This is a genomic window from Eubacterium sp. 3_1_31 (assembly GCF_964249515.1).
Classification (GTDB): Bacteria; Bacillota_I; Bacilli_A; order Erysipelotrichales; family Erysipelotrichaceae; genus Longicatena; species Longicatena caecimuris.
This window is the reverse complement of record NZ_CAXUBY010000005.1, coordinates 1-17,951: the sequence shown is the minus strand read 5'-3', so window position 1 is coordinate 17,951 and position 17,951 is coordinate 1. Positions and strand designations below refer to the sequence as shown.

Here is a 17,951-nt window from a genome sequence, read left to right as displayed (position 1 = left end):
CAGACCAATCATGAACATATACGATGTGTTATGCAATAGAATAGGCGTAAAACTGATGCATGCAATACTAAGAAAGAACAGTTTGTTTATAAAATGCATCAATTTCTGGAAACTGTTATTCATACACGTGCAAAGCCTTTGTTATTGCTTGCTTTGTATACATTCCCATAAGCAGCTTATCACGTAAACGTAAAAGATTATCTACATATAGCTGATAGGTTGATGAATGCATCGTTAGGATTCGACCTTCTATTTCCGTTAAACTATCTACGACAAAACCAATGTTGTGCTGTATTACAAATGGTGCGATTGCCGCTTTTGACCATGTTATAATTGGCAATAATGAAACGATATATAAGGATAATTTATGTGGATTATTATAACGCATATATTCTCCATTTAACCCACGACAGCCATTTAAATCATCACCATCCCAAATGAGTCCAAAGCTTCCCTTTAAAGCAGCCGGTAATGTATTCGCCGGATATGCTCCTTCATATAAAATATGTCTGCTCTGATTTGCCTTTATATATCTTCCATATAAACGAAAAATAAGATTGTCCAAATGATGCAATTGCGATATAAAATGACTTTTTTCTAAATTGCCCGCATAGACAATTTCCTTTGTCAGCTTTCTTTGTTGCCAAGGTATGGGATTGCTTAGATAATCAAATACCATAAGTTCTATGATGTTCCCTTGAAATCCAGTTTGTCTGATCAGTTTTGCCATCACGCTATTATGAACAATCAGTGTATCCATTGACGTAAAGTTTTGCAGATCTTCTTGCAGCAAACGCCCACAACGTATGGATTGCAAATCATGGATCAAATAGATAATTCCTTGTCCTTTGCTGCGTCTTAAGATTTTCTGATTCCATCTACTGATGGGATATTGGACAATCAAACGCTTGTCCTTTTTCTTAATAAAAGTCAGTTTAATGCTTTCTAATAATCGTTTCATCCGACTTTTTTCATAATGATGCAAAAGGGCTTCGATGCCTTGTTCATGCAGAATCTGACATACATCAATACGCGCTTTACTGCCCGCATCAACACCTTGCACATCATAATCCTCTAACTGATATATGTTCATTTTATCATCTCCTTCAGCCTACGTTCATAAGATACAGCCGCTGTCTCAATTGACAATTCACGAAACACCATTTTATCGTTGTTATGTCTGCACATACGAGGCAAGTTCATAATTTTTTCAGCCCATTCTTCCTTGCTTTGAATGGATGCTCGCAGGCAAGTATGTGTGATATCGGTTTCCTGAGGAATCGTATCTGATAAAATAACTTGCAATCCATTGATTTGTGCTTCAATTGCCGATATACAAAAACCCTCATAGAAGGAAGGCACCAATAGGATGTCAGACATATCGAGTAAGGCACAAACATCATTTCGTTGCCCAAGGAATGTAATTTGCTCTTGTAAACCTAATGACATAGTCAAAGATGTCAACGCTGCTTTTTGTTCCCCCTCACCGACAATGACCAAATGATATTGGTCATCTAACAACTTCATTAGACGAATAGTGAAGGCGATGTTTTTCTCTTTGGATAAACGTGAAATTACAAGCAATACCCTTTTGTGCTGTAACTGATAATGACGGCGATATTGGATACGTGTGGCTTCATCAAATTGAAAATCAGAAAGAGACATGGCATTGTACATAAGAAACCCATGTTCTTTCCAACGTTTTTTGCCATACAACAACTCTCCACACGTTGGCCCTGTCGCATAATAATCATTTGCCATATGCACATTCAGAAATTTCATCAGGCGAATCATGAGATTTGGTCGTTGTGTTGTCAAAGCGTAGGTGGAGTGCGCATGGGTAATACGCAAAGGAACGTTATGGAAACGTGCAATCAGTAAAGGGAAACATGACAGATAGCCTTGATGAACATGAATGACATCATACGCACCGTGGGCGATAATGTTATTCATGGCAACCAGATTTTTTCTTAACGAAGTATGTTTGGAGGGAATGCGATATATACGAATACCTAATTGTAAAAATCGTTGATAAAGCATACCTTGCTCATTCTCATCATGCGTCATAATTTCAAAAGTGATATCCCTGTCCTTCATATAGTGAAGATAGCGATAAAGCATGGTTTCAATGCCACCGCTTTGCAATACAGATACGACATGTAATACCCTCATATACGCATCACCTCAATCACTTGATCCTTTTGCGCAATTGCTTGTGCAAATGTTTGTAACTCTTCCTCAGATACACCTTCATATGCAGGTTGCGTCATTCCCAATACTTGATATTTCTTTGTCGCTAACTTATGTATTGAAAATAGTTCAATCTTTTCAAATTGGTAATTGGGTAAAAACCGTTTGATAGCTTCCAAATTGGCATTTGTGAACGTGTAAGGTTTTACTAACGGAATCCGTAGGATGATATGTTTTTGCTGAGCAGTTAAGTAATTTAGATTTGTTATATACTCATTTAAATTCCCTTTTAGCTTACTGATGCAGGCAGGTTCTAAACTCTTTAAATCCACATACCATGTATCCACATAGGGAAGCAGCAATTGCAACTGTTTTAGCGAAGCATATAATGAGGTTTCCACACAAATCGTTATTTGTTCTTTTTTTAAGGCTTGCATGACACCTATCAAAACATCTGCTTGTAACAATGGCTCACCACCACTAAAGGTGACACCTCCATCAGCTTGATAATACTTTCGATCTTGCAAGCAGGCCGCAAGACATTCTTGCACATCGATCCTTTTTCCAATTGAACGCATAGCTAGACAAACAGCATTTGACTTACGACTGGGGCAAATTGGATAGAAACAGTTATCCATATCGATGGCCATTTGTTCTTGCAGCGATTGTGTTTCCGGATTACAGCACCAAGGACATCGCAATTGACATCCCTTTAAAAATATCGTCGTACGTATACCAGGACCATCATGAAGGCAAAAGCGTTGTATGTCAGTGATACACAGTTTCATATTCTTCACACCTCCTTATGACAATATCCTGATAGCTTTTTGGTAAATCAATGAAATACGCACTGAATCCCCATACGCGAACAATCAAATCTGCATGCTTATTAGGATGTTGCTGTGCATCCAGTAAAACATCTTTTTGTAATACATTCATTTGCAATTGAAAGATTCCCTGATCCAAGGCACAAAACAACAGTGTCCGACATTTATCTTCGAAATTATTCAATAATTGAGGATTCATCATGATATCTACCACATTACCATTGCACCTGCCATGATCATAATGTAGTTTTGCCGCAAAATTTAATAATGACGTATAAGCTCTGCCTGCGATTCCGGAAATATGTGTCATGAAAGGCTCTCCATATGCGCGCCCATCCGCCGTTGCAGGAAAGGTAGCAGCACTACTTACATAGCCTGGAGAACTAAGACCAAAAACAAAATGACCGCCCCATTGATTTTTTTCTTCGGCAAATACTTGTGCTGCATAGGCCGTTATTTGATTGATGCGTGAAATCATCGTTTTCTGTTCATCATCACCAAAAACACCTTTTTGTTGCAGAAAATAGCGAAATTGTTCTCCATATTCTGCATCTTCTAAATACATTTGCAATTGAGCAAGCGTGAAAAGTTTTTTCTTATACACGAATTCTTCAATATTGAAAAGAGCATTTATCGCATTGCCCATAGCCACCGTGGTAATACCGGTGTTATGGTAACAGGCACCACCTTCTGCAACATCCTTTACAGACTGCCAACAACCATCAATACATAAAGATAAAAATGCATCTTTTTCATATACCAATGCTTTTGAAGCCTGACAAATTCTTAAAATTTCTTCCTTTAAGTAACTAAAATATCGTTGATAGACTTCTTCTATCGTCAAAAGATCATCGTTCATAAGTTTTACGATAGGAACAAGGAAATTCAGAATCGATGTATTATTTTGCGAACTATCTTTTCCGATAAGCAAAGGTTCCCAACAAGCGGATGTTCCATAATGCAAAGCATCAACTTGTGCAATACCTGCTTGTTGCAAACAAGTTAGAATAACATCGTCATTACTTAGCAAAGGCGATCCATTCCCCTTTTTTAGAACCCTAAAAATTTGTTCCTTTATGACATTAGGGCAGGTTTGGGTATATCGATACAACAGCTTTGGCTCTGGTTTATCATATTTTTCAAAAACTTGTAAGATAAGCTTCGTAAAGGCCGTATTCGCTTGGAGATCTTTTCCACCAAGAATCAAAATTTGCCCCGTATCCCCTAATAACTCACTGCTTTTAAACCAATAATCTTGATGTAAAATATGACAAAACTCCAAAAGCATAGACTTTGCTTTTTCTTCTGTGATATACCCAGTCTGTAAATCCTGCTCATATAATTGAAACAACAATGCATCAAAGCGTCCCAATCCAACCAATTCATGACCGCTTTGCCAAAGCATCTGATTCAAAAACAATATTCTTTGCATCCCATCTTGTAAATGTCTAGCTTTACCCTGCGCCATTTCGGCAAACAGCTGCTGCAAATCAAAACGTTGCATAGCATGAAGCTTTGTGCTGATTGTTTCAATTTGTGTCATGATAGCTAATAACACGCAGTTTTGCTGTTTTTTAAATGATGTATTGGGTAAGTTCTCGCCTTCTGCTAACAAGGCTTGAAAACTATTTTGAATGAATTTTTCATATGCAATCGTGATATTACTAAACACATGATGTCGCTGGCTTAAGGATAGATAGGGATTTATATAATAATAAAAATATTGATAACACCCTTGTTTGTGAAAGGATGCTTTTTGGCATAAATTTTGGAAGTCTTTTGCTGCATCATCACTTCTCATCACGATTCTTGTTTTTAAGAAAGCCTTGCATAAAAACAGCAAATCGTTTTCTCTTTCAAATAAACGCTGATGTTTCTGATACAACTTTTTGATATGCTTTAAATATTGGATAAACCGAAAATTACGCCAATTCATATCCATCAGACCTCCTTTTTACACCTACCCAGCTTTTGCGACAAGAAGTGTAACATATTGCCAAATAAGGTGTCCTTGCTTATATATAAAGCTATTCCATAAGAAACACTCGCCATAACCCCCACCAATACCATATAAAGGATGATGGGAATATCCAAAACGTTGATCCAAATGATGCAAAGAAACATAATGCCGGCACATAAACCATAATGAACGCATTCTCTGAAAACTTTGCGAAATGCTATCTTCTTGCGAACGATATAAAATTGCACTGCGGTAATCAAAAACTCTGCACAGACACTTGAAAGAATTGCCCCTTTGGCAGCAAATTGCGGTATCAGTAAGGCATTCATGATAAAATTTAAAACAGCTCCTAACACTACCGTGCATGTAAATGCATTTTGTCTTCTTGTAGATATTAAGTATTGCATGCCGGTAACATTATTTAAGCCAATCAGCAACAGCAAAGGTGTACTCCATTTTAATAAGCTGATTGCCGCATCATAAGATGGTCCTAAAAACCATGGGATAAAACGATTGGCAATGCACAGCAATAGAAAAATCGCAGGCATTGCTAATAACAATGCAAATTTATAGGATATATAAAGATAATGAAGAATCTTGTCGTCCTTATCTTCTGCCTGAATACTTGCAATGCGTGGCATCATGACCGTGCCAAGGGATGTGATAAAGATGAGAATCAGACGAATGATTTTCTGTGTCTGATCATAATATCCGGTTTGCGCATAGGTAGATAAATACCCTAACATGGTCCTATCGAATAAGGTGTAGATCTGCATGGCAATCTGAGGTAAAAATACCATGAAAATAGGAAAAAGATGACGTTTTAAATGAAGCTTTGTAATATTTGATAACTGCATCGTTTTATGTAAGGCTAACCATAAAGATAGATTAGCGATGAGTCCAACCATCCCCAAACATACGATATACAGCCACATATCAGCTTTCCTTCTGATAAATGTAAAGATACAAATTGCTCCGATGAGCTTTACGGCTATATTACGAAATGTGATATAGCGAAAATCTTCCATTCCTTGATAATACCAAGAAATATCAAACACATTCGCGATAATTTCAATCATCTGCAGTAAAAACAAAAACTGTAATTCCTGTACCTGTCGCAAATACAATACGTATACTATGATGCTTACCATCAGCATTAGACAGCGAATAATCAGTATTTCTAAAAAGACTTGCGAACGCGCTTCTTGTTTATTTTGATAATAAGCGATTTCTCTTTGTCCATACAACCCGGTTCCTAATGTTCCAAATAAAATAAAATATGAGCTAATCGATTGTACATAGCTTAAACTTCCTATTCCTTCAGCACCAAAAACTCTTGCCAGATAAGGGGTCGTCAACAAAGGAAGGAAAATAATCAGAATTTGATAAAGGGTGTTATAAATATAATTGCTAATTAATCTTTTATGCATCGCTTTTCTCACACAGCTGAGCAAAACATTTGCATGCCTCAGCTACGATCTGATCTATGTTATAGTATTTAAAATTTGCTAATCGTCCTAAAAAAATAACATCCTTTTCCTGTTCTGCCAATCTCTGGTATTGTGCTAATATCGCATTTATTTTAGGTTGTAAGATCGGATAACATTGGATTCCCTCTTGCACGGGAAACTCTTTCAGTATGACCGTGTGCTTATGTTCTTGGCCCGTCAGCTTTTTAAATTCGGTGATACGTGTGTAATCATAATCATTGGGATAATTGATTACCGCTGCTTGTTGATACGATGGGGTATCATGTGTTTCAAAAGCAAAACGTAAACAACGATAAGGAAGGTGCCCATAACAATAATCATAATAGGCATCCAATGGTCCTGTATAGATTAGTTTTTCATAGGATATTTCATCTTTAATCTGTTGATAATCTGTATTCAGAAGAATATGCATTTTCGCATTTAACATTCGCTTCATCATGGCTGTAAAGCCGGCTTTGGGAATTCCCTGGTAACGATCAGAAAAATAACGTTGATCATTATTCAGACGAATCGGTATTCTTGAAAAGATGGAAGCATCCAATTCTTTGCATGGCATACCCCATTGCTTTTCCGTATAGTGTTTATAAAACATCTCATATAAATCAGCTCCCACACTGGCTATTGCTATATCCTCAAAAGTTTTGCAAGATTGAGGATCCTGTTGTACCTTTTGAAAATATTGTTGTGCTTTTTCTTTCGTAAACGGCTCATGAAATATTTGGCTAAGTGTACATAGATTTACAGGAAATGGAACATATTCGCCATTTACATAAGAAAGCACTTTATGTTGATATTCATGCCAAGTGGTAAATGTACTTAAGTAAGAAAATACAGATGCATCATTTGTATGAAAGATATGCGGTCCATAGGCTTGTATGAGAAGCCCATTCTCATCATAGCAATCATATAGATTGCCACCTATATGTGATCTTTTTTCAATAATCAAAACCTCTTTATGCAAAACATTTGTAATACGTTCTGCCATACACAAACCGGCAATCCCTGCACCTACGATTACATAATCAAACTTCATCTCTTTTTCCTTTCTGTGGCATATAAAATCCATTTTATTCTATTTCTTATGCATTGTTCAGCGAACATGAGTGTGACATGTCCCTGATAAAATCCTTTGCGATATTTTCGGGGAATACTGAATAGTTCCTCAAGATGAAATAAAGAAAGTTCCTCTTGTATATGATAGTCTTTAAAAACCTGCTTTAGATAGGCTCTACGTTTCCAAAAGGAGGCCTTTGCATCGACTTTACTTTGATTCACGATTTCCTCATAGTAATTCATGAGCCTGCGATAAGCAAAACTCTTTTTTAATTGCTTTGCCAAAGCAGGCTGATGCAACGTGATCTTCTCTAGCAATAGCTCATGACTATGCACCATATCTGTAAAATAATGAGGCATATAGCTTTGCGTCGTCGTCCGTCTGGTTTTTTGATAATGATAAAACGGCTGATTCATAAAAACGACAGTTCGGCATTGTAAAATGTAATCCACCAAAAATTGTAAATCTTCTGTAAACCGCACAGCGGTATCAAACGTGAGCTGTTTTTTCTGAATGAGCTCCTTACGAAATAAACACCGACACACACTTCCTATGATAATCTTCTGTCGTGTATTCGTTATTGAATATTCCGATACCATAGCAGGAACAATTTCCTGCATAACCTTTTCATGTGTGTATTCCTGCTGTTCTTGTGGAAACGGAAACAACATCGGTTGTTTAATATTACGAAAAGATAACTCATAGGAACACATGACTAAATCTACGTCCTTGTGAAATTGTTTCGACATTTCTTCATACATGTGTTTATCAATCGTATCATCTGAATCAATGAAAGAAATAAGCTTACCTTTTGCATGTTGCAGGCCGATGTTACGAGCAGCTGAAGGGCCTTGGTGTGGACAAGACAAATACTGTATGCATGGGTATAATGTCGCTAAGTGTTGACATAGTTGTGCCGTATTATCCGTAGAACCATCATCACAAAGTAAAATTTCCGCAACACCTTGTTGTTGTAAGATTGATTCTACACAAGCTTTTATCGTGCTTTCAGAATTGTACATTGGTACAATGACTGATATCTCCATTTTTTCATCCTCCTTCCCTATTAACGCAAAGTTTCACGCAAGTATTTATTTTTATATAAAACCTTACATACCACTACAAGCACAACAAATACGAAATTACTGAAAAGAAAATACCATATCGTGCTGAAAGGCCATTGCAATATGAACTGAAATAATGGAGATGTCATCGTTAATAATGGCAATTGCAGGATATAGATTCCTATAAAATAAGTTGCGATATGCAATGACCTATGCAATTGTAAAGCAGCTTGCTGCCGATACGTAAAGCAAAGGCAAAGACTGCATATGACCAGTATCGAACCATAAAACATTTCAGGCATACAAGTGTCTATTCGCTCACTTGCTATCAATAGCAGAAAAAGCGTAATAAACACACTTAGCAAGACCTTACTTTTCGTTACGATCATGCACCTTTCCATCCTTTGACAAACATCCGATAAGCAGCCACCAAGCATAAAATAAAATAGCCATATCCACATTCGCAATATTTGTGGTATTCGCATTATGCAAGCATATCCTTGTATTTCACATCCCAAATTAATACTATCAAATAAGATACACAGTAGCCCCAACCACATAACTACTTGAAGATAACGTTTTTTGTGCGTGGTATATAAGCGATATAGTAATGGGGTGATACTGTATAAAAACATCAAGAGATATAAAAACCAAAATTGATAAAAATAACTCCCCTGCCATACATCTTTTATCATCTGTAGCAATGTCATTTGTAAGATAGTAAGAATCCCTTGTTGCCAATAGACAACTATAGCATATAAGAAATTCCAAAACGCAATCAAAGCGATAAAATGCATGATTTTCTTAGATATTTCGCGATAGCTATACGCTCTTCGCAACATCAACTTTCCCGATATGATGATAAAAATCGGTATTGCATAGACAATCGCATTGAAAAGGGTATGTAAGAAAACAGAGTTCATCACAAAATCCAGATGTAGGATACAAACATGTGCAAAAAAGACCAGATAACAACCGATTCCTCTTATGAAATCAAAGTACTGATTTCGTTGCTCATATGCTTGCTGCATAAAACTCCTCTTCTAATCGATCTATCAAGGTATCACTGATTCCACTAACTGCTTTGCGAAAGAATAATGCTTCACTTGCTTTAAGATATGCGTAATCGTCATTACTATATGGCGAGACTTCACCATATGCATTGATTTTCATCACATGCAAAGCTGTCCACCGATGGATATCATCAACATAAGCCGCTTCAACACCTTTTTTAAACGTATGATCACGAAAAGGTGAATTAAAGAGGATCGTTTGAAACAACATTTCATCCGGTGCATATGAAGTTTGAAAATATGTTAATAACTTTGGCTGGGTATCAATCAAATCCATCATATAGCTTGCAAACGCATGCGTTAACGCGTGCCATTGTCCTCCACCATACACCGTATAAGTTTGTCCTTGTAGAATTAAGTCCGTTTTTTTATAAAACAGACGATTCTTTGTAATACCATAACGTAACAGGTGATGAAGAAATCTATCCGCTTTTTTGTTATGGAAAAAAGGCTTCATAAAATGTCGTTGCTGAATCTTAAAATAATCTTGGTTCTTATCCGTGATTGCAAATCCTCTGATAAACTCTACATCGGCATGCTTTGCAAAAAAAGTCTGCAAATCTTTTTGTGCATACAATGGATAATCTTGTCCGGATAATAAAACATAGCGATCATATTTTTTCTGTAATGCGGCACGATACAGTAATAAGGTAGCTTCTACTAAGCTGATATCTCCCCAATAGCACCTTGTGCGTTGTGTAAGGATATATAAGGATGAATAGTCATTTATTTCATCGATGGAGAAATCAGCCTTTTGATCCACATGCAAATACACATCCTGCATTTCACATAACTGTTTTAACAATCGATTCAATTGTTTGACATCTGTATGTGCCAATATTAAATATGCAATTCTCATATGGTATCCTTCCCATCTTCATGTAACCGTCCTTCGTATAAGGTAATATACGCAAGAAACGCTCTATTCTTATCCAAATGAGCCTTTTCTTCTGGAAGCAATTGTATACGCTGCAATGGCTTTTCCTTTAAAAGCTTCAAGAATTCGTTTACGTTATGTACAACATAGCTTCCTTTACACAAGGTTTCTTTACATCCGCCCACATCATAACTAACAATTGGGCAGCCACATGCCTGCGCTTCAAGATTAACACTTGGGTAAGTATCCTCATATGTTGGATTGAAAAAGACATAGCTTTGCTGATACCAGGAAACAAGCTCTTTCACATCGTGTGTTTCTTTATATCCTTTGATATTGGATGGCAATTGATGCAGCTGTTGTTTCGTTAACCCAATCATAACGATTTGATATGCATCTGGAATGTGCTTTGCCAAAGCGATAAAATCATCAAACCCTTTTGCAGCAGTCCATTTCCCAGCAACCCCAAGAATCGTTTTCGTTTTTTTATCCATCGCGGTCTTCCTTGGAGAAAATACTTGTAAGTCAATTCCATTATGAATGGTATAGATTGGATATGCTTGTAGAAAGGAAGCTTGCACTTGCTGCAAAAGCCAATCGGAAGGAGTAATCAAGATGAGATTTTCTATGCCGGTAAAACATGCTTTCTTTTTCTGAAAGCTGCGTGTCATATCGCTCTTTATTGTCTTAGGATAGCCATCATGATGCTGACATTGACGACATTGTGATTGCCATTGCATACAGCCATGACCATTGTAGTGTGCACAATTCCCTGTAAAGCTCCAACAATCATGTAATGTCCAAATTTTTTTTATTTCCGGATGACGTTTTAAATATGCACAAAATAGTGGTAAATTCAGATAATAGCCATGCAGATTATGCAAATGAAGAATATCCGGCTGTAGCCGTTCGAGCTTTTTAATAAAGCGTTTGGTCGCAAAATAGCTGCCAAAACCATTTTTTCCTAAAAAGCGTGCCTTTCCCACATGCCATAAAACATCAAAGATCGTTCCTATTTTTATTGTTTTATAAGTTGCCTCTGCCTTGCCTCTGCCATAAGCAATGTAACAGCTATACCCTTTTTGCTGTGCCATTGTATACAATGTCTTGCATATCCTTCCTGTACTGCCATAGCATACGGTATTCACGAAAACTATTTTTTCCATACGGTTTTATTTATGATGGAAGTATAGGATTGAAGGATTCTTACGACTTTTCCACTGATTGGCTCAATATAATCATAAACAGGCAAGCTTTTTTCATGATGCTTTTCTAATTGTATTGCTAAGGCAACCGCCTGTAATACCTCTTCCTTTTGGATACCGGCAAGAATGAAATTTCCTTTTTCCATCGCCTCAGGGCGCTCGGTACTAGTACGTATGCAAACAGCCGGAAATCCTAAATCGATGGATGAGAAAAAGGCAGCTTCTTCAGGAAGTGTTCCAGAATCACTTACAACAGCCAATGCCTGTATCTGTAATTGATTGTAATCATGAAAACCTAATGGCTTATGAATACGGACACGTTCATCAAAAGAAAAATTCCTTTCCCTAATAAACTTTTCTGCTCTTGGATGACAAGAATATATAATAGGCACATTGTACATATCTGCTAAGGCATTGATTGCCGTAAACACATCATAAAAAGCTTCTTCATGATCGATATTCTCTTCCCGATGCGCGGATAACAAAATATATTGTTGCTTTACTAAACCAAGTTCTTTAAGAATCTTTGATTCACGGATTTGCGTTAGATTCTTCGTAAGAACTTCAGCCATTGGAGATCCTGTTACAAACACTCTGTCTTTTGCTACTCCTTCCGCCAAGAGATATCTTCTGGCATGTTCGCTATAACACAAATTTACATCTGCAATATGATCTACGATACGACGATTCGTCTCCTCTGGCAATCGTTCATCAAAACAGCGGTTTCCAGCTTCTAGATGAAAAATCGGGATATGCAAGCGTTTTGCCGCGATCACACTTAAGCAACTATTGGTATCTCCCAGCACCAGCACTGCATCGGGACGAACATTTGCCATTAGATGATAGCTTTTTGCAATAATGCTGCCGATTGTCTCACCAACTTCATCTTTTGCGGCATTTAAGTAAAAATCCGGTGCCCGCAGCTGCAAATCCTTGAAAAAGATCTGATTCAGTTGATAGTCATAATTCTGCCCGGTGTGTACAAGGATTTGTTCAAAGTATAAATCACATGTTTTGATGATTTCTGATAATCGTATGATTTCCGGTCTGGTACCAACGATTGTCATCAATTTTAATTTTTTCATAAGGGTGTTCACACCTCCTTATAATAGGTATCCGGATAAGTTTCATCAAATACTTCATTTGCCCAAATAATTACTACCATATCCTGCGTTCCCGTATTTTCAATACAATGTAAATACCCCGGTGGTATATCCACTACTTCCATTTTGTTCGCCGAAAGATGATAGGTAAGAAGCTTATGATCATCGTCATAAAGATTGCGCAATTTAACATTTCCTTCGCCGGCGACAACAACATATTTTTCATTTTTGCTCATATGCCAATGATTTCCTTTTACAATACCCGGATGCAAAACATTTACACTCACTTGTCCATAAGTATCCATATGAAACATCTCGGTAAAGCTGCCTCGCGCATCCTGATGCATTGTTAAAGAATACGATAAGTTTTCTTGCGGCAGATAAGACAAATAGGTGGCATATAGCTTTTTAACAAATGCCGTTTGATTAGGCAATGTAAGATTCTGCTGCTCATTTTTAAAGGAATATAAGATATTTCTTAATTCCGATAAACGACACCTCGTTGTTGGTTCTACCTTATAGAAATCAGATTCATCTGCAACCGTTGCCTTTCCTTGCAGACAATTCAGTATTTCCGTGATGACATCATCAATATAACAAAGCGTGATTTCCTTTTGTTCATCGTGAATCTGAATATCCTGATTTCTAGCAAGGTGGTAACACCAAGTTGCTACGACACTGTTGTAATCAGGGCGGCACCATTTCCCATATACATTCGGCAGACGATATAGATAAATTTTATTACCGTTTTTTTGCCATAGCGATCTTAAGCAATTTTCAGCTGCACGTTTGCTTCTTCCATAATCATTATCTAGCACTGCCTGAATCGATGAGGTCATTAAAATGGGACATGTATTCCTATGCTGAATTAATTCATCACAAATAAACTGTGTGAATCCTTTATTCCCTTCTTCATATTCTTGTGCTTTCTGTGGTCGATTGACACCGGCTAAATGAATGATGAAATCACAATCCGTCAAGTATTCTTTTAAGTCTTCTATCGCATCACGGCGATCATAGGTATACAACTTCAGTGGTTGTAAAAACGACAGTTCTTTACTTTGTAATACATGTATTAAATTTCGGGCAATAAAACCATGAGCTCCAGTTATTAAAATGTTCATGCGTATTGATGCTCCCAAGTACGCAACTCTTGTTGTACATAAGCCACTTCCAATAGCTTGGCTTTTACTTCCTCAGTATCCATAAGAACTGTCGTATCGGAATTAAAATGGGATATGCGAACATGTTCATTACTGCCCGTATAAAACTTGTCATAATTCAAATCCCGCTTATCTACCGGAACACGATAGAAATTACCCAAATCAATCGCACTTGTACATTCCTCATCCGTTAATAGTGTTTCATACATCTTTTCCCCATGGCGGATGCCAATGATTTTGATAGCATTATCGGCATGGAATAATTCTTTTAATGCCTCTGTTAATACTTTTATGGTACACGCAGGTGCCTTTTGCACAAAAATATCGCCACTTTCACCATGATTGAAAGCAAAAAGCACCAAATCAACCGCTTCTTCTAAAGTCATTAAAAACCTTGTCATATTGGGATTGGTTAACGTCAATGGCCGACCTTCTTTGATCTGCTTGATAAATAATGGTACTACCGATCCTCGAGAAGCTAATACATTCCCATATCGTGTACACATGATACTTGTTTTACGTGGATCCACGATGCGACTTTTCGCCGTAATCACTTTTTCCATCATCGCTTTACTTGTGCCCATGGCATTCACGGGATAGGCTGCTTTATCTGTGCTTAAGCAGACCACTCGTTTCACTTGATACTCAATTGCTGCACTTAACACATTATCTGTACCTATGATATTTGTTTTCACAGCCTCTAACGGAAAGAATTCACAGGAAGGCACTTGCTTAAGCGCTGCCGCATGAAAGACGAAATCAACACCATGCATGGCATTGCGAATAGAATCAATGTCACGAACATCACCGATATAAAACCGCAATTTATGAAAAAGCACAGGATACTTTGCTTGATATTCATGACGCATATCATCTTGTTTTAATTCATCTCTGCTAAATACACGTATTTCTTTGATATCCGTTTCAATAAATCTTTTTAAGACCGCATTGCCAAAGGAGCCTGTACCTCCCGTTATTAACAACACCTTATCTTTAAATATGCTCATCTTTTAACACCCTCATTTCTTTTATTAATTGCTCAATCAAGACTTGTTTATCAAAATGCGCCTTTCCATATGCTAGTGCATTCTTGCATAAACGATCATAACGTTCCTTGGGACATGTTAAGAATTGTTTGCATACACTTGCTAAACCAGCAGCACTGATTTCATCTGTCACGATTCCTGCTTCTGCTTCTAAAAGAATACGTTTGCTTTCTCCTTTAACACAACCCACGATGGGGACACCACATGCCATATACGTCTGCAATTTCGCCGGTAACGCCATCTTAAATACATCATCATCCTTTAAAATTAATAAAGCAGCATCTGCACTCGCTAAATATTGAGGTACTTGTGTTTCTGGTATCCAACCATGGAAAATTACACACTTTTCTAATTTCCGCTGCTTCACCATCGCTACTAATTTCGTCATATATCTTCCGGTACCGATGAAATGCCATTGCACATGGAAATCTTTGAGCATATCAGCTGTTTCTATAGCGATATCCAATCCTTGCGCTTCACCGATATTTCCGGTAAAAACAATATGAAACGCCATCTCATCAAACAATACCTTGCTTTTTGCAACCTTTTCCACCGTAGCGTATTGCGGCCAAAACATGATCTTATCACTGCTTGTCCCCAAATATCTTTGAATACTTTGCTCATAGCTTTTTGAGGAAATTAAGATCTTATCACAAGAACGATAAATATAACGCATTAGTTTATCTAATATGCAGACACAAAGCGAATTTTTTAAACCGGTAATAGCTGTTACATATTCCGGCCATAAATCTTGTACATTTAAGATAATCGGGATCTTCCATTTTTTCTTCAAATAAATAGCGGGCAATGCTGAGGTAAGTGGTGATACGCCAAATACATACAACAGATCAAAGTTTTGTTCTTCAAGTATTTTACTTTTCTTTATCGCTTGGTAAGCATAGCTTAGATAATTGCGCACAAGTTGTAGGCTGCCTTGTCCTCTTGGTCGCATATTGCAACGATATATGGAAATATTCTGCCACTTTTCATCATTGTTCTTTGTTTTACTATACCCTTGATAATAATGTCCTTTGGGATAATTAGGCAGTCCGGTTAAAACACTGACCTCATTGCCTAACTGTTGTAAAGTTATTGCCAGATCGTTAATGCGAAAATGCTCCGGCCAGAAATACTGACTTACAATTAAGATTTTCATGATTTCCTACCTTTGACAATATCCTCAATACTACCAGGTAAAGGGCATAAGGTATCTGCTTTCTGATTGCTGTAAATTGTCGAAGAAAATAACTTTTCAAAATTTCTAATGGATAGAAAGACATCCTTTTTTTTCATTACTTTATAAAAAACACCAAGAAACAAGATCATTGCTTCACATAACAAATAAGGCATTCGAATATGATATTTACACCAGCCTTGCGCTTTATAAAAGGTAATTAATTCTTTCGCACTCACTGCCTTTTTATCACTAAGATTATAAATTGTATTTCCATAGGTATCTTTTTCAATTAAAAACGTCACAAACGTTATAATGTTATTTACTGAACAAAAATGAAATTGATATTCCCCATTTTTAAAATAATAAGCCAATGGTATTGGTTTTAATAATATTCGTTTATCAATGTTCAAGGTAAACGCTTCGCCATAAACAGGAGCAAATCGTAAAATGGCATAAGTTAACTGATCGCTATGCGTACGTAAATATTCCTCTGCTTTATATTTTGCGATAGCATAATAACTCTTAGGAGAACACACTGTACTTTCCTTCACCAATGTCTGCTGATGATTTCCATAGACTTCAATCGTTGAGGAAAAAATTAATTTACAGTTTCTCTGTATGCATTCATCAAAAATATTACATGCACATTCATAATTGATAAAATCATAGTTCGCTTTTGAGGTATCCGCATGATTTTTATGAACAAGTGCAGCTAAATGAATAACGATATCCGGTTGGATTCTATTAAATATCGTATGTATAGAAGTAAAATCACTAAGCTCACAAATAAAACCATGCTGTTCATCCAACTGCGCACTTTGCGTTCTATTAATACCGAAAATTTCATATTCCTTAGCAAGTGCTGCGCATAGCTGCCGACCGATAAAACCATTACTTCCGGTGATTAAAATTTTTTTCATAAGGATTTCACATCTCCTGAGTATGTATCTTTTTGCTCAATTGTTACATGATCCTGCTGGATACAACCTTCGACAACACCTGTTCTTCTAAAAACACATGTTATTGTTTTAAGCAATATTTTAATATCAAAGAGAAGGGAACAATGATCAACGTAATATTTATCAAAAGCTACTTTCTCTATAATTGGTAGCTCGTCTCTTCCATTGACCTGTGCCCATCCACTTAACCCCGGACGATACTTATGAACTCCATATTTTTCTCTTTCCGCAATAAGATCATCTTGATTGTACAAAGCAGGACGAGGACCGATAAAAGACATATGACCCAGCAGTATATTGATCAATTGAGGCAATTCATCCAAACTTGTCTTTCGTAAAAAACGTCCTGACCTTGTGATATATTTTTGCGGATCCTTTAATAAATGTGTTGGGCAATCGCTTGGTGTTGTTTCTAACATGGAACGAAATTTATAGATGTCGAATAGATTTCTAGCTCTTCCAACCCTTTTTTGTTTAAAAAATACCGGTCCAGGACTATCACATTTGATCCATATACAGATCATGAGGGCTATGGGGCTTAGTAAAACGAGTGCAAGGAAAGATAAACAAAAATCGAAAAACCGTTTCATAAACTTCTCATACATTTTATTCACTCACTTATCAAAATATTTTTATTATCGTCTTTACAATTAAAAACACCTTAATAACTTGTATTATTTAATTACCCAAGAAACAGGTAATTAAATAATATCTTCCTTTCTTGGGAATTCATTAAGCTATATAATTAGCTTAGGGCTGTGGA

Annotated in this window: 16 protein-coding genes; all 16 read right to left on the bottom strand. The window is 36.8% G+C overall.

What is annotated here, in order from left to right:
- Window positions 1–115 precede the first annotated feature (115 nt).
- Genes ACESSZ_RS03385 through ACESSZ_RS03310 form a run of 16 tightly spaced genes read right to left on the bottom strand, consistent with a single transcriptional unit; the run spans window position 116 to window position 17,778 of the window.
- Entirely contained in the window at window positions 116–1,093 is a 978-nt protein-coding gene (locus tag ACESSZ_RS03385) for a glycosyltransferase (protein WP_119983591.1), read from the bottom strand.
- Window positions 1,090–2,172 carry a glycosyltransferase gene (locus ACESSZ_RS03380; protein WP_119983592.1) on the bottom strand — a complete coding sequence of 361 codons (1,083 nt, stop codon included), beginning with the start codon at window positions 2,170–2,172 and terminating at the stop codon, window positions 1,090–1,092. The genes ACESSZ_RS03385 and ACESSZ_RS03380 overlap by 4 nt, the downstream gene beginning before the upstream one ends.
- Window positions 2,169–2,978, bottom strand: a complete 810-nt coding sequence (locus tag ACESSZ_RS03375) for a 4Fe-4S cluster-binding domain-containing protein (RefSeq protein ID WP_119983593.1) — start codon at window positions 2,976–2,978, stop codon at window positions 2,169–2,171. The genes ACESSZ_RS03380 and ACESSZ_RS03375 overlap by 4 nt, the downstream gene beginning before the upstream one ends.
- On the bottom strand, window positions 2,959–4,953 hold the full coding sequence (locus tag ACESSZ_RS03370; RefSeq protein ID WP_270355322.1) for a pyruvate formate lyase family protein: 1,995 nt from the start codon (window positions 4,951–4,953) through the stop codon (window positions 2,959–2,961). The genes ACESSZ_RS03375 and ACESSZ_RS03370 overlap by 20 nt, the downstream gene beginning before the upstream one ends.
- 5 nt (window positions 4,954–4,958) lie before the next feature.
- Complete coding sequence (locus ACESSZ_RS03365; RefSeq protein ID WP_017144671.1) at window positions 4,959–6,407, bottom strand: flippase; 1,449 nt, start codon at window positions 6,405–6,407, stop codon at window positions 4,959–4,961.
- Window positions 6,400–7,500 (bottom strand): UDP-galactopyranose mutase, encoded by a 1,101-nt coding sequence (glf, locus tag ACESSZ_RS03360; protein ID WP_008687840.1) that lies wholly within the window; start codon window positions 7,498–7,500, stop codon window positions 6,400–6,402. Before glf ends, ACESSZ_RS03365 begins: the two co-directional genes overlap by 8 nt.
- A complete protein-coding gene (locus ACESSZ_RS03355) occupies window positions 7,497–8,567 on the bottom strand; it encodes a glycosyltransferase family 2 protein (RefSeq protein WP_008687839.1) in 1,071 nt (356 codons plus the stop codon). Before ACESSZ_RS03355 ends, glf begins: the two co-directional genes overlap by 4 nt.
- Window positions 8,568–8,587: 20 nt before the next feature.
- On the bottom strand, window positions 8,588–9,616 hold the full coding sequence (locus tag ACESSZ_RS03350; protein ID WP_128125154.1) for an acyltransferase family protein: 1,029 nt from the start codon (window positions 9,614–9,616) through the stop codon (window positions 8,588–8,590).
- Window positions 9,600–10,517, bottom strand: coding sequence for a beta-1,6-N-acetylglucosaminyltransferase (locus tag ACESSZ_RS03345; RefSeq protein ID WP_008687836.1), 918 nt, complete (start codon window positions 10,515–10,517; stop codon window positions 9,600–9,602). The genes ACESSZ_RS03350 and ACESSZ_RS03345 overlap by 17 nt, the downstream gene beginning before the upstream one ends.
- Complete coding sequence (locus ACESSZ_RS03340; protein WP_128125155.1) at window positions 10,514–11,701, bottom strand: glycosyltransferase; 1,188 nt, start codon at window positions 11,699–11,701, stop codon at window positions 10,514–10,516. Before ACESSZ_RS03340 ends, ACESSZ_RS03345 begins: the two co-directional genes overlap by 4 nt.
- Window positions 11,689–12,825, bottom strand: a complete 1,137-nt coding sequence (gene wecB / locus ACESSZ_RS03335; protein ID WP_020990823.1) for a non-hydrolyzing UDP-N-acetylglucosamine 2-epimerase — start codon at window positions 12,823–12,825, stop codon at window positions 11,689–11,691. The genes ACESSZ_RS03340 and wecB overlap by 13 nt, the downstream gene beginning before the upstream one ends.
- Before the next feature lie 8 nt (window positions 12,826–12,833).
- Entirely contained in the window at window positions 12,834–13,967 is a 1,134-nt protein-coding gene (locus ACESSZ_RS03330) for a polysaccharide biosynthesis C-terminal domain-containing protein (protein WP_128125156.1), read from the bottom strand.
- Window positions 13,964–15,007 (bottom strand): polysaccharide biosynthesis protein, encoded by a 1,044-nt coding sequence (locus ACESSZ_RS03325; RefSeq protein ID WP_499842691.1) that lies wholly within the window; start codon window positions 15,005–15,007, stop codon window positions 13,964–13,966. Before ACESSZ_RS03325 ends, ACESSZ_RS03330 begins: the two co-directional genes overlap by 4 nt.
- A complete protein-coding gene (locus ACESSZ_RS03320; RefSeq protein ID WP_120173388.1) occupies window positions 15,000–16,208 on the bottom strand; it encodes a glycosyltransferase family 4 protein in 1,209 nt (402 codons plus the stop codon). The genes ACESSZ_RS03325 and ACESSZ_RS03320 overlap by 8 nt, the downstream gene beginning before the upstream one ends.
- Window positions 16,205–17,149: an NAD-dependent epimerase/dehydratase family protein gene (locus ACESSZ_RS03315; protein ID WP_120173387.1), complete on the bottom strand. Its 945-nt coding sequence runs from the start codon at window positions 17,147–17,149 to the stop codon at window positions 16,205–16,207. The genes ACESSZ_RS03320 and ACESSZ_RS03315 overlap by 4 nt, the downstream gene beginning before the upstream one ends.
- Complete coding sequence (locus tag ACESSZ_RS03310; protein ID WP_193363157.1) at window positions 17,146–17,778, bottom strand: sugar transferase; 633 nt, start codon at window positions 17,776–17,778, stop codon at window positions 17,146–17,148. Before ACESSZ_RS03310 ends, ACESSZ_RS03315 begins: the two co-directional genes overlap by 4 nt.
- Between the last annotated feature and the right edge of the window lie 173 nt (window positions 17,779–17,951).